Here is a 22,725-nt window from a genome sequence, read left to right on the forward strand (position 1 = left end):
CGCCGCTGTCCGCGTCAGTTCGCGGCGATCGTGCCGGCCGACACCTCGACCCGCTCCGACCCGGGCTGGGCCGGCACGGCGGCCGGCGCGTCCCCTGGCGCTCGGCGTACGTCGATGACCTGGCCGGTCAGGTCGGACACGAGCACGTCCAGCGACGACTGGGCGACGGCTTCCGCGGCGAGCAGTGTGTGCTCCGGCTCCTCGCCGAAGGCACGGGTCCGCATCGGGGTGGCCGTCCGCTCCGGGTTGATGCAGTTGACCCGGACCCCGACGTCGGCCCACTCGTCGGCGAGCGCCTGGGTCAGGTTGACAAGGGCGGCCTTGGTGGCCGAGTAGAGCGCGTAGCGAGCCCGACCCCGGGTGTACGAGCTGGACGTGTAGAGCAGCAGCTGCCCCTTTGTCTGCTGGAGATAGGGCAGGGACTGGCGGGCGATGGTGACCGGGCCGACGAAGTTGACCTGCAGGAGCCGGTCCATCGTCTCCTCGTCCATCTCGGCGAGGGCGCCCCGCTCCAGGATCCCGGCGGTGACCACCACGTGGTCGATCCGGCCGGTGGCCCCGAAGGCGGTCTTCAGCGCGGCCTCGACGTCCGCGGCGCGTTCCACGTGGGTGCCTGTGGTGGAGCGGCTGAACGGGAAGACCTGGGCGCCGTAGCGGCGGGCCAGCTCGGTCAGCTCGTGGCCGATGCCGTAGCTGCCGCCGAACACCACGATGGTGCGGCCGGTCAGCTCCTCGGTGTAGCTGCGGTGGTCGGTCAGCCGGGGCGCCTGCGCCGCGGCGAGCTGGAAGAGCTTGTCCGCCAGGTGCACGTCGACCGGGTGGGTGACCTTGATGTTCTCGTCCGAGCCGTCGATCACCTTGATCGGGGTGCCCGGCAGGTAGCGCAGCACCACGCCGCAGTCGTCGGTGGCGGCGAAGTCGGGGTCACCCTCGGCGAGCCGGTACGCCTCGCGGATGGTGGGGGAGCGGAACGCCTGCGGGGTCTGGCCGCGACGCAGCCGGGAGCGCACCGGGATGTCGGTGATGCAGTCGTTCTCGTCCACCTGGATGATCGTGTCCGCGGACGGGATGGCCACGTCCACGGCGTCGTAGGTCCAGAGCGCGTTGACACACTCGCGGACGATCCGGCCGCTGAGCAGCGGGCGTACCGCGTCGTGGAAGAGGATGTTGCAGTCGGCCGCGCCGACCGCGTCCAGTGCGATCCGGGTTGTCGCGTTGCGGGTGTCGCCGCCCTCGATCACCTTCGTGACCTTGCGCAGGCCGGCCTTGTCGACGATCTGCTGGGCGTCCTCGACGTGACCGGTGGCCATCAGCACGATGATCTCGTCGATCTCCGGTGCGGCCTCGAAGACCGCCAGGGTGTGCTCGATGATCGGCTTGCCGGCGATCTTCAGCAGCTGCTTGGGGATGCCGAGGCCCAGCCGGGTCCCGGTGCCGCCCGCCAGCACCACGGCCACTGTCCGTGCGGGCCGCCACGGCACGGGAGTCTCCGTTGCGGCGTCCGGGCCAGTGGTCTGGTCCTGCGTCATTGCCGGATCCTCACTCTCGGGAATGCGTTAACGGAAGGCTCCGCCCCAGCGGCGACGGAATGAACCTTAACGCGCGGGCCGCGCCGCCCCAACGTGGGCGACGCGGCCCATGGTGCCGTGTCGATGCCGCAGGTTTGCCGGGACTCTACTTGCTGTTCGCGTACGCCTCGTATTCGCGGATGACCTCGTCAGTGGGGCCGTCCATCCGAAGGACGCCCGATTCCAGCCAGATCGTCCGCTCGCACGTGTCGCGTACCGAGGAGAGCTGGTGACTGACCAGGAACACCGTGCCGGCGCCCTCGCGCAGCTCCCGCACCCGCTGCTCGCTGCGCTTGCGGAAGCCCTTGTCGCCGGTGGCGAGCGCCTCGTCGATGAGCAGCACGTCGTGCTTCTTGGCGGCGGCGATGGAGAACCGCAGCCGGGCCGCCATGCCTGACGAGTACGTCCGCATCGGCAGGCTGGCGAAGTCACCCCGCTCGTTGATCCCGGAGAAGTCGATGATCCCCTCGGCCTGCTTGGCGACCTCGTCGGGATGCATGCCCATGGCCAGGCAGCCCAGGACGACGTTGCGCTCACCCGACAGGTCGTTGAGCAGTGCCGCGTTGACGCCCAGCAGCGACGGCTGCCCCTGCGTGTGGATCGCACCCCTGTTGACCGGCAGCAGACCGGCGATGGCCCGCAGGATCGTGGACTTGCCGGAGCCGTTGCTGCCGATCAGCCCGATCGCCTCGCCCCGGTACGCGGTGAACGAGACGCCCTTGACCGCGTGCACCTCCCGGACGTTCGGCGCGTTGGTGCGCTTGATCAGCCGGCGCAGCGCGGCCACCGGCGTGGTGCCACCGCCGGCGCCCTGGTGCACCCGGTAGATGATGTGCGCGTCGTCCACCACCACTGTCGGGATGCGTTCCCGCGTGGGGGTCAGTGTCGCGGTCGCCTCGTTGGAGGCCCCGATGTGCTCAACCACGGCCGTACTCCTGTTCGCCGCGCCAGAAGTAGATGAAGCCACCGATCCCGGCCGCCACCGCCCAACCCGCCGCTACCAGCCAGAGCTGGGTCAGTGACTCGTTGAGCAACGGCGGCTCGTCGAGCAGCGCGTAGCGTGCCAGCTCGATGTAGACAAGCAGCGGGTTGTACTGGACAAGCGTCGCCGCCCAGCCGGGCAGCCGCGCGAAGAGGCTGACGCTGTAGAGCACGCCGGAGCCGTACATCCAGGTGCGCATGAGGAACGGCATGACCTGCTTGAGGTCGCTCGCCTTGGAGCCCAACCGGGCGACGAACAGCACCACGCCGGCGTTGAACACCGCCTGGAGCAGCAGGGCCGGCACCAGCATCAGCCATTTCCAGGTGATCGACTCGCCGGTGACGAGCACGATCCCGATGAGCACCACCATCGAGGCCAGGAGCTGCTGGAACTGGGTCACGGTGGTGGACAGCGGCAGGCTGGCCCGGGGGAAGTGCAGGGCCCGGATCAGCCCGAGGTTGCCACTTATCGACTGGGTGCCCGCCAGCACCGCGCTCTGGGTGAAGTTGAAGATGAAGAGCCCGGTGGTCAGGTAGCCGATGAAGTTCGGGATCCGGTCGTTCTGCCCCAGCACCACCCCGAAGATCAGGTAGTAGACGGCAGCGTTGGTAAGCGGGGTGAGCACCTGCCAGAGCTGGCCCAGCCTGGCATTGCTGTACGAGGCGACCAGCTTGGCATTGGCGTACGCGGCGACGAAGTGCCGGTAGGCCCACAGTCGGCGGCTGTACTCGACGAGAGAGGGGCGCTCACCGGCGACCCGCAGTCCGTGCCGAGCGGCCAGCTGCGCCTGGGTCAGGCCCGTGTCGGGGTCGACCAGCGCGGTGGTGGCCATGGAAATGGCGCTCCGATCTTTCGTGCAGACGGGTGGCTCGCGACGATGAGATCCTAGTGGGAAGTGTGCGCGGGGCGCCGCCTCGTCGCTGCGAGGACAGTAGTCCGAAACACGTCGGGACGCAACCGTACCGTCGTTGCGCTACGCTGATGGGCGTGACCTGCGAGAAGAGATCCTGGTGACGACCGAGAAGAGGCGCGCCCCGGCCGGGGCGGCGGTGCTGCGTGGCGAGATCACCGCGGCCATCCGGCACGCGCTGATGCAGGAGCTCGCCGCGGTCGGCTACGGCCGGCTCTCCATCGAGGCGGTGGCCCGCCGGGCCGGCGTCAGCAAGACGGCGATCTACCGGCGGTGGAACTCCAAGCTCGACCTGGTGGTGGAGATCGTCGCCGCGGCGGTCCACGGCAAGCTGCCGGTGCTGGACACCGGCACCCTGCGCGGCGACCTCGCGCTGCTGTTCCAGGCGGTGGCCCACGCGCTGCGCCACCCCCTCGCGTCGCAGATCATCCCGGACCTGCTGGCCGAGGCCGCCCGCAACCCGGCCATCGACCAGACCCTGCGCCAGGTGCTGCACGCCCGGCAGCAGGAGATCGGCGGTCGCCTGGTCACCCGCGCCGTGCAGCGCGGCGAGCTGCCCGCCGGCACCGACGCGGACGCCGCCGTCGACCTCATCGTCGGCCCGCTCTACTGGCGGCTCGCCATCGCCCGGCTGCCGCTCACCGACAGTTACCTGGACAACCTCGTCGAATCCGTGGCCGTCGCTCTCGGCGCGGGCAGCGCGGGCGTCACCCGCCAACGTGACGCCTCGGTGGGCAGTTGACCATCTCGTGACGAGTCGGACGAGGTGTCGCCAGGACCGATTCCGCTAGGCTTGCCCCCGCCGTGGCGGGGCCCTGCGTCGCCACCTATATCTGATCAACGTTTCGCGAACTCGTTCGTATGACGACAAGGACCTCCTGTGCCCAACGTCGAACACGTCGCCGTCGCGCCCACCTCGGCAGGCGCCGGGCCGGAGCCGGCGCAGAGCGGCGCCAGCGAACCTCGGCCAACCACCGGAGCGCGACTGCGCGCCCTCGTGGCCGCGGCCCCGGTGCTGGTGACCGACGCGGGTGTGTTGGCGTTCGCGCTCTGGACCGTCCTCTACCACCTGGCCTTCCTGTTCGGCCTGGCCCCGTCGACGACGTTCCTTGTCTGGGCCGGCACCTGTGTCGTCGGGCTCGCGGGGTGGCTGTGGCGGCGCCGCCGGGCGCGTCCGGCGTCCGCCGCCGGTCCCGCCGATCAGGAGGCCGCCGGCGGCGTCGCCCCGGCGTATCCGCGTCCCCTGCTCGCCCTTGTGCTCGGCGCGGGCATCGTGGCCGCCGTCACGGCGGGGTTGACCACCGTCGACGACGGCTTCGGCGCAGGCATCCCGTGGTGGATCCCGGGTGGCTTCGGCGCCCTCGCCGGGGTGGGGGCACTACACCTGGCCCGGTGGCGCTGGCTCGCCACGCCGGTCGGCGCCGCGCCGGCCGCCGCCGCGACCCCGCTCTCGTCGGCGTACGCCCTGATCGTCGCCGTGCTGGCCGCGATCTCCGGGCTCTTCTTCGCCCGCAACTCCGTCGACGACGCCTTCTTCGTCGGTAAGTCGGTGTGGGTTGCCGAGCGCGACCAGGTGCCGCTGCGCGACTTCCTGTTCACCGACGGCGTCGCGCCCGCGATGAACTCCCAGCCGCCGGTGCCCTCGATCGAGGTCTTCTACGGCGCCTTCGCGCACGTCTTCGGCCTGCACGCCGCCTCCGCCACCTGGTACATCGTGGTGCCTGTCATGTCCGTGCTGGCCGTGCTGGCCCTGTGGCGGCTGGTGCAGCGCTGGGCGCCGCGCCGCGCCGTGCTCGCCTTCACCGTCGCCGTGGCCTACCTCTACCTGGTCGCCGGCCAGGACGCGGCCCTCGGCACGTTCCACCTGACGCGGCTGCACCAGGGCAAGACCATGTTCGTGGCTGCGGTGGTGCCGCTGATGTGGGTCTACCTGACCGAGTGGTTCGACTCGCGGTCCCGTCGCGGGTTGGTTCTCATCGCCGCCCTCTCCATCGTGGCCACAGGCCTCAGCACCACCTCCGCGATCGTCCTTCCCCTGTTGGTCGGCGGCGCGGCGTTCGCGATGATCGTGGTCGGCCGTTGGCGGGACGCGATCGTGGCCGGTGCGGCGGCGCTGCTCTATCCCATCGGCGCGACCATCTGGTCGCGGCTCAACGCCGGCCCCATCACCGAGAACGCGGCGGCGGCCTTCTACGACGCCGAGATCACCTACCGGCGGACAATCCTCTTCGGTGTGCTCGGCGTGATCGGTGGCCTGGCCCTGTGGCTCGGCCCGCTGGTCGCCCGCCGACGGACGCCCCAACTGCTCGTCGCGGGCAGCACGCTCGCGATGAGCGTGCTGCTCTTCCCCGGTGTCCTTGAGGTGATCAACAGCCTGACCGGCATCGGCGTCGTGCTCTGGCGAATGCCGTGGATGTTCGCCCTCCCGGCGGTTATCGGCATCCTCTGCACAGTCGAGCTGCCGCGCCTGCGGGTGTTCGGCAGCGTCGCGATCGCGGTGGCGCTTGTCGCCGGTTTCGCCCTCGTCGGCACGCCGATGTGGTCGCCGAAGAGTTATGTGACGGTGCACGACAAGCCGGTCTGGAAGCTGCCGCAGCAGCGCAAGTCGATCGTCTTCTGGATGACCCAACTCGACCGGCCCAACGGCGTGGTGCTGGCTCCGTCCACCCTGATGCACACCGCTCCGATGGTGACCAGCAGGATGCGGGTGGTCAGCCCCAACGAGCGCTACCTGCCCGACTACGGCATCGACACGCCGTTCGCCCAGGACCGGCTGAAGTTGGCGGCGCTCGCCAACGGCAGTGCCGACCTCGCGCCGACGGCCGAGCTGGCCGGGGCGATCGAGCGGCTCGACGTCACCACGATCTGCGTCTACTCGGGAAACCGGGTGGCCCGGGATCTGGCTCCGCAGTTGGGCTTCGAGCAGTTCGCCACTCGCAAGCGGCCGGGGGCGATGACCTGTTTCCGGCGTGGGTGAGAGCCCGTACCGGCCGTTGTGCTGCACGAATGGCGGGGTGCGTCGAACGCCGAACGGGTAGCGAGTTTTGACCGGTCGGGGCATTGATACCCGAGCGGCGCCTCGTTGTCGCCTCGCGTTAAGGTCGCAGGTGTACGAAGCGGCGGATCGGGTCGCTTCGTACAGCTTGCGATGCGGGAGTTCGGACATGGGACGAGGCTGCGGTGCTGTCGACGGCCACCCAGCTCCGCGACGGTCACCCACGGTGATGGTGGACGGACCGGGCCGCGACTTCCCGAGCACAGCCGTCCGGTCCTTCCGTGACGACCTCGGGCCCTGCCCGTACACGACCTAGTAGGGGAGCGAACTCGTTGTTCGGCACGTTGACAGGACGCCTCGGAGTGGCCGCTTACAGCGCGTTGCTGGTGCTGGCCTATCTGCTCATGCTCGTCTGTGGCGTATTCGGCTGGATCGGCCTTTTCGCCGTCGCCGGGCTGGCCGCCATCATCGGCGAGTTCGCGGTCGCCCGCTGGTCACCGCCGTCGCTGCTGCTCCTGGAGAAGGTCGGTCTGCACTGGTCGTACCGGCAGCTGACCCGGGACCTCGCTGCCGTGTTGCTTGTCGCCGCCGAGGTGCGGCTCACTGGCGGCGAGCTGACCCTGCTGCTGGTGCTGCCGGCGGCGGTGTGGGTCGTGTCGGTCTTCGCCGGGGCGTTCTCCACGATGATCGAGCGTCGTAACCCGCTCTCCGCCATGGTGCGCAACATCGAGCTGGGTCCGCTGCACGCCGCACCCCAGCCGCCCGCCTGGGCGGCGGCGGTCGCCGGCGATCGGATGCCGCTGCTCAACCTGCTGCTGGTGCCGGCCGCCGTGGTCGCCGCCGTGCAGCACGATCCGACGCCGTTCTTTGTCGCCGGCGCGGTGTCGGTCGCGGCGACAGGTGTGGTGGGTGCCATCGTCGCGCTGACCTGGCTGCGGGGTCGGGGCCAGGGCACGGGGCAGGGCCCCGTGCTGTCGGCCGTTCAGCGGTGGCTGGACACCTACCGGCCGGAGGTGGCGCTCTACTTCGCCGGCCCCGCCAAGGACGTCTACCAGGCGAACATGTGGCTGGCACCGACCGAGGCGCTCCAGCAGCGCGCGGTGGTGCTGCTGCGCAGCAAGGAGGCGTTCCTGGAGTTGGCCGACACCCGGCTGCCGGTGATCTGCGTACCGGCCGGTGTCGACTTCATGAACCTCGAACTCAGCGGTGTCCGCGCGGCGCTCTACGCCGCGAACGTCGGCGCGAACATCCACATGCTCCGTGAGCCGAGCACGAAGCACATCTTCGTCGGGCACGGCGACAGCGACAAGCAGGCAAGCGTCAACCCCTACAGCAAGGTGTACGACGAGGTCTGGGTCGCCGGTCTGGCCGGCCGGGAGCGCTACGCCCGGGCCGGGGTGGGGGTGCTCGACTCGGACATCGTCGAGATCGGCCGGCCGCAGCTCGCCGGGGTGCACACCTTCGGCGCGGAGTCGGTGGACCGTCCGTTCACAGTGCTCTACGCCCCCACCTGGGAGGGCTGGCTCGACGACGACCCCTACCACACCTCGCTGGTGCTGATGGGTGAGCGGATCGTCAAGGGTCTGCTGGCCACGAACCCCCGGCTGCGCCTGATCTACAAGCCGCACCCGCTCACCGGGTCGCGGTCCAGGGCGGCCAGGGTGGCGCACGAGCGGGTGGTGGCGGCCATCCGCGCCGCCGGCGGCAACCCGGACGCGTCCTCCCTGGACGGCACCGCGCATCTGGTGGTCACCGGCCGCACGCCGGCGCTGTTCGACTGCTTCAACCAGACCGACCTGCTGATCAGTGACGTGTCCAGTGTGGTCTCCGACTTCGTGCAGAGCCAGCGGCCGTACGTGGTGGCCAACCCGGCAGGCCTCTCGGAGGACGACTTCCGCCGCGAGTACCCGACGGCTCGGGCCGCGTACCTGCTCTCGAAGGACTGCGGTGAGCTGGAGAAGATCGTGACGGTGACCCGGGCCGGCGACGACCCGATGACCGAGGCCCGCCGGGAGCTGAAGACCTACCTGCTCGGCCCCGCCGAGGCCAACCCGATGGACCGGTTCCAGGAGGAGATCGCCCGCCTCTGCCGCTGACCCTCGCGTGTGACGACCCGCGCCCGGCCCGACACCGGCCGGGCGCGGTCGTGTCAGCCGAGCAGGGCGGCCACCGCGTCGGCGACCGGCGTGTCCTCGGGCAGCGCCTGCGCCGCCACCACAGCCGTCACCGGGAGCGGGCCGTACACGTGCGGAAACAAATGCCCGCCGCGGGACGGCTCCCAGCGCAGCGCGTCGCCCAGCGGCTGCTCGTCGACGCTGAGCAGGGTCAGCCCGGTGGCGCCGGCGAAGTGCCGCCGGGCCGTCTCCACCACCTGGTCGGCGGCGGAGAGGTGGATGAAACCGTCCTGCCGGTCCACCGCCGAGCCGGTGAAGCTGCCGGCGGCCTGGGCGTCGTCCCACTCGATGGTCGGCAACAGCTTGTAGATCACCTCCGCAGCCTACGTCGACAGGCACGCGTTTCGGCCGTACCGCCGCCGACGCCGGTCGCGGCCCGGCATGCTCAGGTGGAGCGGCCGTGGAGGGATGGACGATGGCGAGCTACGACGACGACTGGACCGACAGCCAGCGCGCACTGTACGACGAGTGCTACCGGGCCGGCGGCGAGTGGGCCGAGGACCCGGACACCCCGTCCGACGACGTGCAGCATGTGATCAATCTCGCCGAGGCGGACGACGACGCCTTCAACGACGCGGAGATCGACTATCCGCCTCTTGTCGACGCGGTCACCCAGGCCAGCGGAGTCGACGTCACAAGCGTGCCGGCCCGCCACGACGACCCCGGTTTCCGGGGCTTCGCCGACGGCGTCCGGGACGCCGTCGCCGACGACGTCTTCGGTCTGTAGATCGAGACGACGGGAGGCGGCGCTCCCGTTCGCGGCACCCTTCTGCCACCATTCGCAGAACGACGCTGCGATGGACGGGGGCACGGGTGCGAATCCTGCTGGTGGAGGACGACCGCCGGGTGGCCGCCGCGCTCTCGTCCGCTCTCACACGCCGTGGGTACGAGGTCGAGCACGCGGCCACCGTCGCCGCCGCGTTGTCCGCCGCCCCGTGCGACCTGGTGCTGCTCGACCTGACCCTGCCCGACGGTGACGGCACCGACCTGTGCCGTGAGCTGCGTCGGCGCAGCAGCCAGATCGGCATCATCGCGGTGACCGCACGTGGTGAGGAACGCGACCGGGTGCTCGGCCTGCGCCTGGGCGCCGACGACTACGTGGTCAAGCCGTTCTCGATGGTGGAGTTGCAGGCGCGCATCGAGGCGGTGCTGCGCCGGGCCGCGAACGCCGCGCCCCAGCGGCACCTGATCGAGGCGGGAGCGATGCGCATCGACGTGGCCGCCCGCATGGTGACTGTCGACGGCCGCACTGTCACGTTGACCCGCAAGGAGTTCGACGTGCTGCTGTCGCTGGCCCGTCAGCCCGGCGTGGTGGTGCCCCGCGACCGGATCCTGCTCGACGCCTGGGGCACCACCTGGGCCGACCGCCACACAGTCGAGGTGCACGTCGGGTCGTTGCGCGGCAAGCTGGGCGACCCGCGCCTGGTGGAGACCGTACGCGGGGTCGGTTACCGGCTGCGCGATGCGTGAGGGGCTGTCGTGCGCCGTCGACTGGTGATCAGCTATCTGCTGTTGATGGTGCTCGTACTCGTCGGGCTGGAGAGCCCGCTCGCGATCACCCTGGCCAGCCGCGAGACCGAGCGGGTACGCGCCGACCGGCTCGCCGACGCCACCCGGTTCGCCTCGCTTGCCGGCCCGGCGCTGCGCGGCGGCGCACCGGGCCCGATCGAGGCGGAGCTGCGCAGCTACGGCGAGCTGTACGGGATCGGCGCGGCCGTCGTCGACAGGGACCGGGACATCGTGGTCGGCTCGGCGCTCTGGCCGGCCGCCGACACCTCAACGGTCCTGGACACCGCGCTGTCCGGCCAGCAGGTGAGCCACCCCGAATCGGTGTGGCCCTGGTCGGCCGGCCCGGTGGTGGTGGCGGTGCCGATCAACGACGTCGGTGAGGTGCTCGGCGCGGTGGTGATCGTGACGCCTGCCGACGAGATCCGTCGGGCCGTCGTCGCGTGGTGGCTGCTGCTCGCCCTTGCCGGCCTGCTCTTCGTGCTGGCGTGCGTGCTCACGGCGTTCGGGCTGGCCGGTTGGGTGCTGCGCCCGGTCACCGAGCTGGACGCGGTCACCCACGAGATCGCCGAGGGTGACCGGGGTGCCCGGGTGCAGCATCGGCTCGGCCCGCCGGAGCTGCGTCGGCTCGCGGCGAGCTTCAACCACATGGCCGACGTGGTGTCCGACGTGATGGACCGGCAGCGGGCGTTCGTCGCGCACGCCAGCCACCAGTTGCGTAACCCGCTCACCGCGCTGCGGCTGCGGGTGGAGGAGCTGGGGCCGAGCCTCACCGACCCGGACGGGCGCGCCGAGCACCGGCTGGCGTTGGAGGAGACCGACAGGTTGGCGCTGGTGCTCGACGCCCTGCTCACCCTGGCCCGGGCCGAGCGTGAGGAGAACGAGCGGGTCACCGTGGACGCCGCCGCGGTGGCCGCGTCCCGGGTGGCGGCGTGGGCGCCGCTGGCCCGGCACCGGTCGGTCGAGCTGCGGCTCGAAACGAGCGACGCCCCGGTGTACGCCCGGACCGTGCCGACCGCCGTCGACCAGGCGCTGGACGCCCTGATCGACAACGCGGTGAAGTTCAGTGGGGCCGGCGCGTCGGTGACGGTGACGGTGGCACGCCACGACGACGGGGTGGCCCTGGAGGTGCGCGACACCGGCCCGGGGATGACCGAGAGGCAGCTCGATCAGGCCACCGAGCGGTTCTGGCGGGCGCCGGACGCGCAGAACGTCGACGGCGCCGGGCTCGGCCTGACCATCGTCGCGGTGCTTGTGGACGCGTCCGACGGACGGCTCACCATGCGCGCCGGAAAGCCGCGCGGGCTGGTCGCGGGCCTGTGGTTCCCGGCGCCCCCACCGGACGCGGTGGCGGAACCGGCGGACGGGGACGCGGTCGTCGACCTACGGCCCACCCTGGCGCGGTAGCTGCCGGGCGTCAGGGTTTCGCCGCCCGATACCAGGCGGCGGCCCCGGGGTGCAGCGACAACGGTGCGATGGCGATCGCCGAGCGGGGACTCATCCGTCCGGCCGCCGGATGCGCCGCGGCCAGCTCGGCCCGCCGTTCCATGAGCAGCCGGGTCACGTCCCGCACCAGCGACTCCGGCAGGTCGGGTCGCACGATCAGGTAGTTCGGGTTGGCCACCGTGATCACGGAGCTCACGCCGTACACCGAGCGGGGTATGTCCCGGGAGACATAGACCTGGCCGTAGCGGTCGCGCAGCGGCTCGATCCAGTCACCGAGGTCCACGATTCGGGTGGCGCTCTGCCCGGCCAGCTCCTCGATGGCCCGCACCGGCAGGCCGCCGGAGAAGAAGAACGCGTCGATGCGCCCGGCGAGCAGCGCGACAACCGAGTCGTCCAACCCGAGCCGTGCCCGGCGTACCCCGTCCCCGGCGAGATGGGCCACCTCCAGCAGCCGGGTGGCGGTGATCTCGGTGCCGGAACCGGGCGCGCCCACCGACACCCGCCGGCCGCGCAGATCCTCGACCGTGCGGATGGGCCCGCCGTCCATCGCGACCAGGTGCAGTTGGTCGTCGTACACCCGGGCGACCGCCTCCACCGACTGGACAGCCGTCGCGCTGGCCGGCAGCACGTCGGCCTGGGTGAAGCCCAGCTCGGCCGCACCGGAGCCGACCAGGCGCACGTTCTCCGCAGAGGCGGCGGTGACCACCACGCTGGCGCGTACCCCGGGCAGTTCCCGGTTGAGGATTGTCGCCAGGGACTGCCCGAACGCGTAGTAGACGGCCGTGGGACTGCCGGTGGCGATCCGGATCGCCACCGGCTCGGCCCGGGCGTCCCGGCAGCCGGCGGCGAGGAGGGCCGCGACCAGCACCAGCGCGGCCGCGCTGGCACGGTGCTGACCGAACCGGCCCGACAAGGTACGACTCACGCGGTGCACTGTGCGCTGTCGGAGTGGCGGTGCGCAAGCTCGTCTCGCCAGCGGGCCGCCGTGCCGGGCGGCGCGAACCTGCCTCAGCCGGCGTGCTGGGCCGGTTCCAGTACCGTGCCGCGTGCCGGCTCCATCGACGCGCTCCGCAGAATGCGGTCCCGATCCGGGCCGTCGGCCACGCTCACCAGGAAACAACCGGTGCCCGGGCGGAGGACGGCAGGCACGTCCAACACTGTCGCGCTGCGGATCAGCACGGCGGCCATCTCCCGGTCGGTGATCCGGACACCGAGGATGTGCCGCCGGACGTGCCGCCCGCCGGCCAGCAGCGCCGACCGCCACGCTGCCGCCGCGAGCCGGGACACCCAACGCCGGCGGGCCGGCGAGGCGCCCGGCAGGGGACCGCCGAGCAGTTCCCGACGACCCTGCCACCAGCCGGAGTTCACCATCCGGGTGTACGTCCCCCGGTGCTCCGGGGGCACCCAGAGTCGGTGCAGTTCGTAGCGGCGGCGCAGACCGCCGACCGCCACCTCCTGGGTGACCGGGATGTCGAGTCGGGCGAGCAGTTGCCGCATCCGCTGCGCGGCGTCCTCCCGATTGAACTCCACCCCAGGTGAGTGCCACTCCAGTGCGGTGCTCGGCCGCGCGGGGATCGGCGCCGCCGTGCAGCGCAGCAGGCAGGCAGCCTCGAACGCGTCGCCCAGGGTCAGCCAGTCCAGCGGGGGTGGGGTCGCTGGAGGGCGGGGCCGGTCGAGCAGGGCGGGATTGCGGGCCAACAGAGGGCTCCCTCGTCGGAATCTGGGCTTCCCTACCGTGACCTGTGCGGGGCCGTTGCGGAACCGCTCTCGCCCAGCCTTGAGGAAATCTTGCGGCAGAGCGCCCCTACAGGTCGCTGACCACCAGATCCACCTGCCGGATACGACCGGCGACGGGGGTTTCCTCCTCGACCGTGAACTTCAGTTCGCGCAGCGCGCCGACGAGTTCTGTGGCGGTTCGCGGGCGCGCCCCGGCGAGCAGAAGGTCACGGACCAGCCGCCCCTTGGTGGCCTTGTTGAAGTGGCTCACCACGGAACGCGTCGGCACACCGTCGACGTCGCGCTCGTGTAGCACCCGCACGGTCACCGTCCGCTCGGCCAGCTCCCCGCGCGGCGTCCAGGTCGCCGCGTACGCCCCGGAGCGCAGGTCCAGTACCGGGCCCCTGCCGGCCGCGCCGGCCAGGACCGGCGCCAGCTCCCTACGCCAGTACGCCGACAGCGCCCCGACGTCCGGCAGGCGTGTGCCGATCGGGCAGCGGTACGGCGGGATCCGGTCGGCGAGGCGTACCGCGCCCCACAGCCCGGAGCTGATGAGGATCGTGCGGCGTGCCGCCCGCTTCGCCTCCGACGGCAGCGACGCCAGGTCCAGCGCCTCGTAGAGCACCCCTGTGTAGATCTGCGCGGCGGGCGCGGTGGCCGCCACCCGCAGCCGGGCGTTGCGGCGCAGCTCGCCGCGCTGGCCCTCGCTGAGCCCCAGCGCGGCCCGCGCCGCCTCCTCGTCGGGGCCGGCGCTGAGTGTCACGAGCGCGTCGAGGACCCGTTCGCGGGCCCGGTTCAGCTCCGGCAGCGACATTTTGTCGGGAGTCCACCGTCGTCCGGTGCCGGCGTCGGCCTTCCCCTCCGAGGGCGGCAGCAGGATGAGCATCGGGGTCTCCTCGACGGGCGGTACGGCGCCCCACGCGCCGGCCCGGCCAGCGTACGACCCGCCGTTACCGCCAGGGCCGCACCGGGGTGTCGGGGTGGTACACGCGATAGCCGCCGACCTCCCGCACCAGCGCGGTGTCCGCCCGGTCGGCGAGCAGCCCGCGCAACCGCCGCTCCATCGGCGAGTCGACAGCCACCACGTAGCCCGGCCGCTCGGCCCGCCCGACCTGCCGCCAGTACGGCCGGTAGCGGTTCTGCCCGGGGGACAGGTCGCCGTCGAGCACCCCGCACACCACCGTCTCGTCGGTGTTGAACACCAGCCGGTTGCAGGTCCAGTAGTCCCCGTACACCTCGCGGGGGCCGTCGGCGCGCAGCGCGGCGGCCAACTCCCGCGCCTGGCGCTCCTCGGTCCGTGGCGCCGCCACGCCGCTTGTCGCGAAGAGCACGGTGACCACGAGCGTGGTCGCGGTCAGCGCGGCAAGCACGGCGGTGGCAAGCGCGCCGGTGAGCCGGCCGAGCGCGCCCACAGTGCCCCGCCAGCAGGCGACCGCCGCCACCCAGAGCGGCCACAGCACCGCCGGCAGCGACAGTTGCAGCACCGACAGGTAGCGGGCGTTGTCCAGCGGGCTGGTGGCGGCGAGCGGGCTGCGCACGTACGACAGCAGTGTCAACGCCGCGCCGGCGACAAGCGCGAGGTGCACCACCGGCCCGACCCGCGCGCCGCGCGGCAGGCCGGCGGCCCTGCGGTACGCGAGCAAAGCGAGCACCGCGGCGGCCAGCAGCAGCACCGGGTAGAGCAGCCCGAACCATTGCTGCCAGCGGCCGCAACCGTCCACCGGGCAGAGCCCGTGCGCCAGCGGCACCCCCTCCAGCAGGCCGCCCCGGATCCGCTCCGACCATGCTGGCATCGGCCCGGCCTTGGTGCTGACCTCCTGGAACACCGACAGCGAGTCCTCGCCCGGCCCGGCGCGCAGGTTGTCCCAGATCATCGGCGCCACGCCGCCGACGACACCCGCCACCAGCAGTAGCCCGGACCAGCCGAACAACTCCCGTCGCACCGCCCAGACCAGCGCCAACCCGGCCACCGCCAGGTACGGCACGATCAGCCAGTCCGACCAGACGGCAAGCCCGACGAGCAGGCCGAACAGCGCGACGGCGAGCCGGCGGTGGCGAATCGTCCCGGCGGCCAGCCCCACGGTGATCAGCAGCATCAGCAGCACCGCCGGCTTCACCTCAGGCCGCCCGCCGACGACTGTGAGTTGGTCGCGCACCACCCGCTCCGGCCCGAGTGCCAGCAGACCGACGACGAGGACGGCCAACCAGGGCGTGTAGATCCGCCGGGTGAGCCGGTAGATCAGATAGAGGAAGACCGCGTACAGCGCGAGCATCGGCAGCCGCAGCACCGGCCAGCTCGGTCCGGTCACCGCGATCAGCGGCGCGGCGAGATACGACTCCAGCATGCCCATGTAGTGCTGGCCGTAGAGGAAGACGGGCCGTTCCCGACCCTGCCCGATGTGCAGCGCGGCCAACCCGAAGGTCGCCTCGTCGCTGTTCGACGACGGCACGGTGTACAGCGTGAGGACCAGCCGGTATCCCACGCCGATCAGCCCGAACAGCAGCGCCACGAGCGCCGGCCTGTCGAGTCGCGGACGCCACCGCCCACGGTGCTGCTCTGGATGTGTCACGACCACGCCCCCGTCGTCGCTCCGACGGAGTGTTTCACGTTCGGCGGGGCCGCCGAGGTGGATCGGCGTAGCCGGGTCGGCTCGCGTGGCCGCGAGTGCCGGGGTGTGGCAGGGTTGGCGGGTGCCCCCCACTCCCGCCGGTCAACTGGCCGTGCCAAGCCTGCACCGGGCCGCGCGGTTCGAGGACGCCGTGCACCAGCTCGTGGAGCGCCGGTTGCGGCGCACCGGCTGGCGGATGAACATCGTCGCGTACGCCGGCTATGGCCGTCCGGGCTGGGTGCGGGTGATGTGCCGGGTGTTGCTGGGCCGCCCCGACACCCGCCAGCGGGGCCGCCTGGACAAGGTCCGCGGCTGGCGCAGCTTCACCACCCTGCCCGCCAAGCACGTCACGGTGCACATCGAGGCCGGCGGGGTGCGGCACGAGGCCCAGGCCGACCGCAGCGGCTTCGTCGACACGCTCGTCGAGGCCGACCTGCCGCCCGGCTGGGGTTCGGTCCGGCTCAGCGTCGCCGACGCCGAGCCGGTCGACGCGCCGGTGCGGATCCTCGACCCGGACGTCACGTTCGGCATTCTCTCCGACATCGACGACACGGTGATGGTGACCGCGCTGCCCCGGCCGCTGCTCGCCGCGTGGAACACGTTCGTCCTCGACGAGCACGCCCGCAACGCCGTGCCGGGCATGGCGGTGCTCTACGAGCGCCTGGTCACCGCCCACCCCGGCGCCCCGGTGTTCTACTTGTCCACAGGCGCGTGGAACGTCGCGCCGACGCTTACCCGTTTCCTCTCCCGGCACCTCTACCCGGCCGGGCCGCTGCTGCTCACCGACTGGGGCCCGACGGCCGACCGCTGGTTCCGCAGCGGCATGGAACACAAGCGCAGCACCCTGGCCCGGTTGGCCAAGGAGTTCCCCGACGTGAAGTGGCTGCTGGTCGGCGACGACGGCCAGCACGACCAGGAGATCTACCGCGAGTTCGCCGCCGCCCACCCGGAGAACGTCGCCGGCGTGGCGATCCGCCGGCTCTCCCCGACCCAGTCGGTGCTTGCCGGAAGCCTGCCCGCCCCGGCCGGCTCGTCGTCGGCGGGGCCGGTGGGGCAGAAGTGGCTGTCCGCCCCGGACGGCGCAGGCCTGTGGCAGTTGCTGCGCGACGCCGGCCTGGTCTGAAACCGCCGGCTGGCCTCGGCCGAGGGGGTTGCCCGTCGCCAAGATCCGCGCAACATCAGGGCTGTTGGTGTCTCCCACGCGTCGGAGGCAGCAACTTCCGGGAAGTTGTTCGGCCCCGTACTTTGATGCCGATGAGGAACTGGGGCCTTTGGTTCGGCGGTTTGCTGCTGTGGGCCGTGTTCGGCTTCATGATGGTGATGTTCAGCAGGAACCCGGCAAACGGTTGGGGTCAGCTGATGGTGGTCGCCGCGTTCTTCGTCGGCCTCTGTCACCTCGTCACGCTCGACGCCATGTTCTCCTACGTGAAGGTGACTCCGACCGCCCTTCTGGTGGTCAACCCGGGCCTGTCGGCCGCGATACCGTGGAATCGGGTCGAGAAGGTGGCCGCGGAGCGTGGTCTGGTGGTGCGGGTCCGAGACGCGGAGGATGTCCACTGCTCCGCGTTCCAGCCCTCCGTCGTCGGCCGGCTGCTGGGGTATCCGGGCGCCCATCGGGCGGTCAGAAAGATCGAAAGCTATGGGCAGGCCGTTGTCCGGACAGCCGGCGAGGACGATCCACAAAGAGCAGTTGCCTGGAGGCGGCACCTCGTGTTTCTGGTGGGTGGCTGGTCGGTTTTCGCGTTGCTCATACCATCGTTGGTCCGCGTCCTCTGAGGAGCCGGCAGATGCCCAATGAGCAGGTGGCCGCGACCAGGCGTCGCACGTCCTACCGTCTGCACGTGTTGTCCTGGCGGCTGGCGTTCCTGGCCGGTGCCCTTGCCGCGTTGACCCAGGTCCTGCGCGCCAATCACATCATCGGCCATCTGGCTTCAGTGGTCGTGGTCGTTCCGCTTGTTGCGGCCTTCGGTGGTTCCTTGTTCCTGTTGCTCGTGACCGGTGCGATTCAGGCAGCTCACTTCTCGGTCGACCCTCTCGGCAGAGGGGCCTTGCAGCGGCAGGTCCGGTTCAGTCGCATGCTTCTGGTGGATCTGGTGACCCTGCCGTGGAGTCCCAACGCCCGCCGGGAGTGACCTGGACCGGGCCACCGTGAAACCGGCCATCATTCAGAGCTACGAACTTCACCTCCGCTGGTGACCAGGCGTAGTCGTCCGGCGTCGCCGACCTCCGCCTTCACGTCTCTCTCCACGATGGAGAGTGCGTGATCGAACAGCCGGTGTTCGGCCGGTGTCGGCGGCGGCATGGTCAGCCTTGCCGGAGCCAGACGGCACCGAGCGGCGGGACCTGAAGGGCCGCCGAGGCGACCATCCCGTGCCACGGCACGTCCTCGGCCCGCACCGCGCCCAGGTTGCCCACGCCCGACCCGCCGTAGTGCTGCGCGTCGGTGTTGAGTACCTCGGTCCACGTCCCGCCGGCCGGCAACCCGATCCGGTAGTCGTGCAACGGCTGGGCGGAGAAGTTCGCCACGCAGACAAGCGTCGAGCCGTCCGGGGCGATCCGGATGAACGACACGGTGTTGTTGGCGACGTCGTCACCGGCGATCCAGCGGAACCCGGCCGGTGCGGTGTCCTGTGCCCAGAGCGCCGGGGTGTCCCGGTAGACCCGGTTGAGGTCGCCGACGAGCCGTTGCACGCCCGCGCGGGCCGGGTCGTGGAGCAGGTACCAATCGAGGCCGCGTTCCTCGCTCCACTCCCTGTCGTCGGCCAGTTCGGAGCCCATGAAGAGCAGTTGCTTGCCGGGGTGCGCCCACATGTACGCGAGCAGCACCCGTACGTTTGCCAGCCGCTGCCAGGTGTCGCCGGGCATCTTGCCGGCCAGTGAGCCCTTGCCGTGTACGACCTCGTCGTGGCTGATCGGCAGCACGTAGTTCTCGCTCCAGGCGTACGCCAGGGAGAACGTGAGCTGGTGGTGGTGGTGCTGGCGGTAGATCGGGTCCTTCGACGTGTAGAGCAGGGTGTCGTGCATCCAGCCCATGTTCCACTTGAACCCGAAGCCCAGCCCGCCCTCTGCCGTGGAGCTGGTGACGCCCGGCCAGGCGGTGGACTCCTCGGCGATCATGACGACACCGGCGTGGTGCTTGTAGACCGTCGCGTTCACCTCCTGCATGAGCGCGATGGCCTCCAGGTTCTCCCGACCGCCGTACTGGTTGGGGGCCCACTGGCCGTGCTCGCGGGAGTAGTCCAGGTAGAGCATCGAGGCGACCGCGTCGACGCGTAGCCCGTCGATGTGGAACTGGTCGCACCAGTAGAGTGCGTTGGCGACAAGGAAGTTGCGCACCTCGTTGCGACCGAAGTCGAAGACGTACGTGCCCCAGTCGGGATGCTCGCCCCGCCGTGGGTCGGGGTGCTCGTAGAGCGGGGTGCCGTCGAAGCGGGCCAGGGCCCATTCGTCCTTGGGGAAGTGCGCGGGAACCCAGTCCAGGATCACCCCGATGCCTGCGGCGTGCAGCGCGTCGACGAGGTGCCGGAACTCGTCCGGGTCGCCGAAGCGGGAGGTCGGCGCGTAGTAGCCGGTCACCTGGTAGCCCCACGAACCGCCGAACGGGTGCTCCATCACGGGCAGGAACTCCACGTGCGTGAAGCCCAGCTCGGTGACGTACGCGGTGAGCTGCTCGGCCAACTCGCGGTAGCCCAGGCCGGGCCGCCACGAGCCGAGGTGCACCTCGTAGACGCTCATCGGCTCCTGGTGCGGCTGCCGCTCGGCCCGCCGGGCCAGCCAGTCCGCGTCGTTCCACAGGTACGTCGAGTGGTACACCACCGACGCGGTGGCCGGCGGCACCTCGGCGTACGCCGCCAAGGGGTCGGCCTTGTCGCGCCACTGCCCGTCGGCGCCGAGCACCCGGTACTTGTAGCGGGCGCCGACGCGGGCGTTGGGCACGAACAGTTCCCACACGCCGCTGGACCCGAGCGACCGCATTGGCCAGCCGTCGTCGGGCGACCAGCCGGTGAAGTCACCGATGACCCGCACCCCACGGGCGTTGGGCGCCCACACGCTGAACGCCACCCCCTCGTCGAAGACCCGCGCGCCGAGCGCGTCCCACAGCCGCTCGTGTCGGCCCTCGCCGATGAGGTGCAGGTCCAACTCGCCGAGGGTCGGCGGATAGCGGTACGGGTCGTCGTGGACGGCCCCGTCGACCTCCACCCGGTAGTCGAGCACGCTGCCCTCGACCTGCGCCTCGAAGACGCCCGCGTCGTGGACCCGCTTCATCGGGTAGCGCTCGTCACCGACGAGCAGCACCACGTCACCGGCGCCTCGGCGCATCGTGCGGATCGTCGTCGAGGAGTCGGCCGGGTGCGCGCCGAGCAGCGCGTGCGGGTCGTGCGTCGCGCCGGTGATCAGCTGGTCCATCGGGCGTCCTTCGGGGCGGCGTCGGTCGGTGCGGTGTCGGTGCGGGGGGCGTCGCCCGGTGCTCCGTTCAGGCTGCGGGACGCGGGCGTGCGCGAGCCGGACCGGCGGGGCGGGGTCGGAACGGGAGCGGACCGACGAGGCGGGGTCGGCACGGGCTTTGGCGGCACGGGCACGGTCGGCGAGGGCGTAGTCGGCACGGGCGCGGTCGGTGCCGGCGCGGTCGGTGCGGTTCCGCCGGAGATGTCGTCGGGGATGTCCGCGACGGTCAGCTCCGCCGCGACGGTAGCGGCGGGCGCCGGTGCGGCGGGCGGCGTCGGGCGGCGCACTGTCAACACGTGTGCCGGTTGCAGGTACGGGTCGAGGCGCACCGCGTTGCGTTGACCCCAGTCGTAGCTGGTGCCGGTCAGCTCGTCGTGCACGGTGAACCGCTCGTGCCAGTCGAACCCGAGCGCCGGCATGTCGAGTGTCGTGTTGCCCCACTGCACCTCGCGCGAGTCGAACGAGCAGACCACGATCACCGTGTTGCCGGTCGCCGGGTCGTGCTTGGACCAGCAGAGCAACGCCGGGTTGTCGATCTCGTGGAACCGCAGGTTGCGCAGCTGGTGCAGGGCCGGGTTGTCCCGGCGTACCCGATTGAGGGTGGTCAGGAACGGCGCCAGCGAGCGGCCCTGCGACTCGGCGGCGGCCCAGTCGCGGGGCCGCAGCTCGTACTTCTCGTTGTCCAGGTATTCCTCCGCGCCGGGCCGGGCCACGTGCTCGAACAGCTCGTAGCCCGCGTACAGCCCCCAGGAGGGGGAGAGCAGCGCGGCCAGCACCGCCCGGATCTTGAACATCGGCGGCCCGCCGTGCTGCAACGACTCGTGCAGGATGTCGGGTGTGTTCGGCCAGAAGTTCGGCCGCATGTAGTCGGCCGACGCGACAAGCTCCTCGCAGTACTCCCGCATCTCGGCCGCCGTCGTGCGCCAGGTGAAATAGGTGTACGACTGCGTGAAGCCGATCTTGCCCAGCCCGTGCATGATCGCGGGCCGGGTGAACGCCTCGGCCAGGAACAGCACGTCCGGGTCGACAGCCTTGACTTCGGCGATCAGCCAGTGCCAGAAGTCGAACGGCTTGGTGTGCGGGTTGTCCACCCGGAAGATCCGGATGCCCTCGCCCACCCAGTGCAGCACCACCCGCAGCACCTCGGCCCGGATGCCCTCCGGATCGTTGTCGAAGTTGACCGGGTAGATGTCCTGGTACTTCTTCGGCGGGTTCTCCGCGTACGCGATGCTGCCGTCGGCGCGGGTGGTGAACCACTCCGGGTGCTCGGTGACCCACGGGTGGTCCGGCGCGCATTGCAACGCCAGGTCCATCGCCACCTCCAGGCCCTGCGCCGCCGCCGCCTGGATGAAGGCTCGGAAGTCCGCGGGCGTACCCAGGTCGGGGTGGATCGTGTCGTGGCCGCCCTCGGCGGCGCCGATCGCCCACGGCGAGCCCACGTCGTCGGGCCCGGCGGTGAGCGCGTTGTTGCGGCCCTTGCGGTTGACCCGTCCGATCGGGTGGATCGGCGGCAGGTAGAGCACGTCGAAGCCCATCGAGGCAACGCCCGGCAACCGCTCGGTCGCGGTGGCGAAGGTGCCCGACCGGCCGCCCGCGGCTCCTTCGGAGCGCGGAAAGAACTCGTACCAGGCCGAGTAGAGCGCCCGCTTGCGGTCAACCCAGATGGTGTACGTCGCACCGGCGGTGACCAACTCCCGCACCGGGTGCTCCCAGAGCAGGTCGGCCAGGGCCAGCGCCGGGCCGACCCGCTGCGGCAACGGCAGGTCGGTGGCCGCGAGGGCGGTGAGCGCGTCGGCGACCCGGGCCTGGTCGGCTGCGGGAACGAGGTCCCGGGCGGCGGCGAGCACCCGCGCGCCCTCGGCCAGGTCGTTTGCCAGATCGGCAGGCCCCTGCCCGGCGGCGATCTTCTTGGTCACCGCGTTCTGCCAGGTCAGGTACGGGTCCTGGAACGCCTCGACGGAGAAGGTCCACTTGCCGACGGCGTCCGGCGTGATCGTGGCGTGCCAGCGGTCCTGACCGGGCTCGCCGGGGCGCATCCGGGTGAACGGCCGGCTCGTGCCGTCCGGGCCGCTCCACACCACGTTGCAACCCAGCGCGTCGTGCCCCTCCCGGTAGGCGCGCGCCGACACCGGAACCGGTTCGTCGACCACCGCCTTGGCCGGGTACCGCCCGCACGAGACGACGGGGGAGACGTCTTCGATCGGGAACCGTCCAGTCACCCCGCCAACCTACTGCGCGAGATCCGTTCGCGCGCGGCCAAGCACCCCTGTCAGTCCCTCGTCGCCGACCGGCGTCACACGTCACGATCCGCGAACTTTCGGGAGGTTGCTGCCTCAAGGCGCCGTGACGGAGCAACATCCCCGAGGTCGTGTG

Annotated in this window: 18 protein-coding genes and 1 pseudogene; 9 read left to right on the forward strand and 10 right to left on the reverse strand. The window is 71.3% G+C overall.

Annotated elements, in window-relative coordinates; all coding sequences use genetic code 11:
• Positions 1-14 precede the first annotated feature (14 nt).
• The 3 genes from ACFY2Q_RS08005 to ACFY2Q_RS08015 form a co-directional block, all read right to left on the reverse strand.
• Entirely contained in the window at positions 15-1,529 is a 1,515-nt protein-coding gene (locus ACFY2Q_RS08005; protein ID WP_387128419.1) for a D-ribitol-5-phosphate cytidylyltransferase, read from the reverse strand.
• A gap of 145 nt (positions 1,530-1,674) precedes the next feature.
• Positions 1,675-2,493 carry an ABC transporter ATP-binding protein gene (locus ACFY2Q_RS08010; protein WP_387128420.1) on the reverse strand — a complete coding sequence of 273 codons (819 nt, stop codon included), beginning with the start codon at positions 2,491-2,493 and terminating at the stop codon, positions 1,675-1,677.
• Positions 2,486-3,382: an ABC transporter permease gene (locus ACFY2Q_RS08015; protein WP_387128421.1), complete on the reverse strand. Its 897-nt coding sequence runs from the start codon at positions 3,380-3,382 to the stop codon at positions 2,486-2,488. The genes ACFY2Q_RS08010 and ACFY2Q_RS08015 overlap by 8 nt, the downstream gene beginning before the upstream one ends.
• 217 nt (positions 3,383-3,599) lie before the next feature.
• On the opposite strand from ACFY2Q_RS08015, the gene ACFY2Q_RS08020 reads away from it, so the two are divergent.
• From ACFY2Q_RS08020 to ACFY2Q_RS08030, 3 genes are all read left to right on the forward strand, one after another.
• Positions 3,600-4,202 (forward strand): TetR/AcrR family transcriptional regulator, encoded by a 603-nt coding sequence (locus ACFY2Q_RS08020; RefSeq protein ID WP_387128486.1) that lies wholly within the window; start codon positions 3,600-3,602, stop codon positions 4,200-4,202.
• A gap of 138 nt (positions 4,203-4,340) precedes the next feature.
• The gene (locus ACFY2Q_RS08025; RefSeq protein ID WP_387128422.1) at positions 4,341-6,437 is read left to right on the forward strand and encodes a DUF6077 domain-containing protein; all 2,097 of its coding nucleotides are present in this window, start codon (positions 4,341-4,343) and stop codon (positions 6,435-6,437) included.
• Between the two features lie 350 nt (positions 6,438-6,787).
• A complete protein-coding gene (locus tag ACFY2Q_RS08030; protein WP_387128423.1) occupies positions 6,788-8,551 on the forward strand; it encodes a CDP-glycerol glycerophosphotransferase family protein in 1,764 nt (587 codons plus the stop codon).
• Positions 8,552-8,604: 53 nt separating this feature from the next.
• Here the strand turns inward: ACFY2Q_RS08030 and ACFY2Q_RS08035 are convergent, their stop codons facing one another.
• On the reverse strand, positions 8,605-8,943 hold the full coding sequence (locus ACFY2Q_RS08035; RefSeq protein WP_387128424.1) for a DUF952 domain-containing protein: 339 nt from the start codon (positions 8,941-8,943) through the stop codon (positions 8,605-8,607).
• A 101-nt stretch (positions 8,944-9,044) separates the two neighbouring features.
• Between ACFY2Q_RS08035 and ACFY2Q_RS08040 the strand changes: the two genes are divergently transcribed.
• The 3 genes from ACFY2Q_RS08040 to ACFY2Q_RS08050 all read left to right on the forward strand — a co-directional run bounded on the left by ACFY2Q_RS08040 (position 9,045) and on the right by ACFY2Q_RS08050 (position 11,542).
• Positions 9,045-9,356: a hypothetical protein gene (locus tag ACFY2Q_RS08040; protein ID WP_357005949.1), complete on the forward strand. Its 312-nt coding sequence runs from the start codon at positions 9,045-9,047 to the stop codon at positions 9,354-9,356.
• 86 nt (positions 9,357-9,442) lie between these two features.
• Positions 9,443-10,099, forward strand: a complete 657-nt coding sequence (locus ACFY2Q_RS08045; RefSeq protein ID WP_387128425.1) for a response regulator transcription factor — start codon at positions 9,443-9,445, stop codon at positions 10,097-10,099.
• Positions 10,100-10,108: 9 nt separating this feature from the next.
• Complete coding sequence (locus ACFY2Q_RS08050; RefSeq protein WP_387128426.1) at positions 10,109-11,542, forward strand: sensor histidine kinase; 1,434 nt, start codon at positions 10,109-10,111, stop codon at positions 11,540-11,542.
• 10 nt (positions 11,543-11,552) lie between these two features.
• Here the strand turns inward: ACFY2Q_RS08050 and ACFY2Q_RS08055 are convergent, their stop codons facing one another.
• From ACFY2Q_RS08055 to ACFY2Q_RS08070, 4 genes are all read right to left on the reverse strand, one after another.
• Entirely contained in the window at positions 11,553-12,506 is a 954-nt protein-coding gene (locus ACFY2Q_RS08055) for a TAXI family TRAP transporter solute-binding subunit (protein ID WP_387128427.1), read from the reverse strand.
• Between the two features lie 83 nt (positions 12,507-12,589).
• A complete protein-coding gene (locus tag ACFY2Q_RS08060; protein ID WP_387128428.1) occupies positions 12,590-13,279 on the reverse strand; it encodes a hypothetical protein in 690 nt (229 codons plus the stop codon).
• 106 nt (positions 13,280-13,385) lie between these two features.
• Positions 13,386-14,183 (reverse strand): peroxide stress protein YaaA, encoded by a 798-nt coding sequence (yaaA, locus tag ACFY2Q_RS08065; protein WP_387128429.1) that lies wholly within the window; start codon positions 14,181-14,183, stop codon positions 13,386-13,388.
• Between the two features lie 64 nt (positions 14,184-14,247).
• On the reverse strand, positions 14,248-15,873 hold the full coding sequence (locus tag ACFY2Q_RS08070) for an ArnT family glycosyltransferase (RefSeq protein WP_387128430.1): 1,626 nt from the start codon (positions 15,871-15,873) through the stop codon (positions 14,248-14,250).
• A 115-nt stretch (positions 15,874-15,988) separates the two neighbouring features.
• Between ACFY2Q_RS08070 and ACFY2Q_RS08075 the strand changes: the two genes are divergently transcribed.
• From ACFY2Q_RS08075 to ACFY2Q_RS08085, 3 genes are all read left to right on the forward strand, one after another.
• Positions 15,989-17,029: an App1 family protein gene (locus ACFY2Q_RS08075; protein WP_387128431.1), complete on the forward strand. Its 1,041-nt coding sequence runs from the start codon at positions 15,989-15,991 to the stop codon at positions 17,027-17,029.
• Between the two features lie 131 nt (positions 17,030-17,160).
• The gene (locus tag ACFY2Q_RS08080) at positions 17,161-17,682 is read left to right on the forward strand and encodes a hypothetical protein (protein WP_387128432.1); all 522 of its coding nucleotides are present in this window, start codon (positions 17,161-17,163) and stop codon (positions 17,680-17,682) included.
• A gap of 11 nt (positions 17,683-17,693) precedes the next feature.
• The gene (locus ACFY2Q_RS08085; RefSeq protein WP_387128433.1) at positions 17,694-18,038 is read left to right on the forward strand and encodes a hypothetical protein; all 345 of its coding nucleotides are present in this window, start codon (positions 17,694-17,696) and stop codon (positions 18,036-18,038) included.
• 172 nt (positions 18,039-18,210) lie between these two features.
• Here ACFY2Q_RS08085 and glgB read toward each other — a convergent pair whose 3' ends face one another.
• Together glgB and ACFY2Q_RS08095 are read right to left on the reverse strand one after the other, a co-directional pair.
• The gene (gene glgB, locus ACFY2Q_RS08090) at positions 18,211-20,313 is read right to left on the reverse strand and encodes a 1,4-alpha-glucan branching protein GlgB (RefSeq protein ID WP_387128434.1); all 2,103 of its coding nucleotides are present in this window, start codon (positions 20,311-20,313) and stop codon (positions 18,211-18,213) included.
• A 209-nt stretch (positions 20,314-20,522) separates the two neighbouring features.
• A pseudogene (locus ACFY2Q_RS08095) lies at positions 20,523-22,571 on the reverse strand (maltotransferase domain-containing protein); the annotation flags it as partial.
• Positions 22,572-22,725 lie beyond the last annotated feature (154 nt).

Origin of the sequence: Micromonospora sp. NPDC000316, from assembly GCF_042898885.1 — a bacterium.
GTDB lineage: Bacteria > Actinomycetota > Actinomycetes > Mycobacteriales > Micromonosporaceae > Micromonospora.

Coding starts and splice junctions, on each gene's coding strand:
- ACFY2Q_RS08005 (WP_387128419.1), bottom strand. CDS start 1,529: ATGACGCAGGACCAGACCACTGGCCCGGACGCCGCAACGGAGACTCCC.
- ACFY2Q_RS08015 (WP_387128421.1), bottom strand. CDS start 3,382: ATGGCCACCACCGCGCTGGTCGACCCCGACACGGGCCTGACCCAGGCG.
- ACFY2Q_RS08040 (WP_357005949.1), top strand. CDS start 9,045: ATGGCGAGCTACGACGACGACTGGACCGACAGCCAGCGCGCACTGTAC.
- yaaA (WP_387128429.1), bottom strand. CDS start 14,183: ATGCTCATCCTGCTGCCGCCCTCGGAGGGGAAGGCCGACGCCGGCACC.
- ACFY2Q_RS08080 (WP_387128432.1), top strand. CDS start 17,161: ATGAGGAACTGGGGCCTTTGGTTCGGCGGTTTGCTGCTGTGGGCCGTG.
- ACFY2Q_RS08085 (WP_387128433.1), top strand. CDS start 17,694: ATGCCCAATGAGCAGGTGGCCGCGACCAGGCGTCGCACGTCCTACCGT.
- glgB (WP_387128434.1), bottom strand. CDS start 20,313: ATGGACCAGCTGATCACCGGCGCGACGCACGACCCGCACGCGCTGCTC.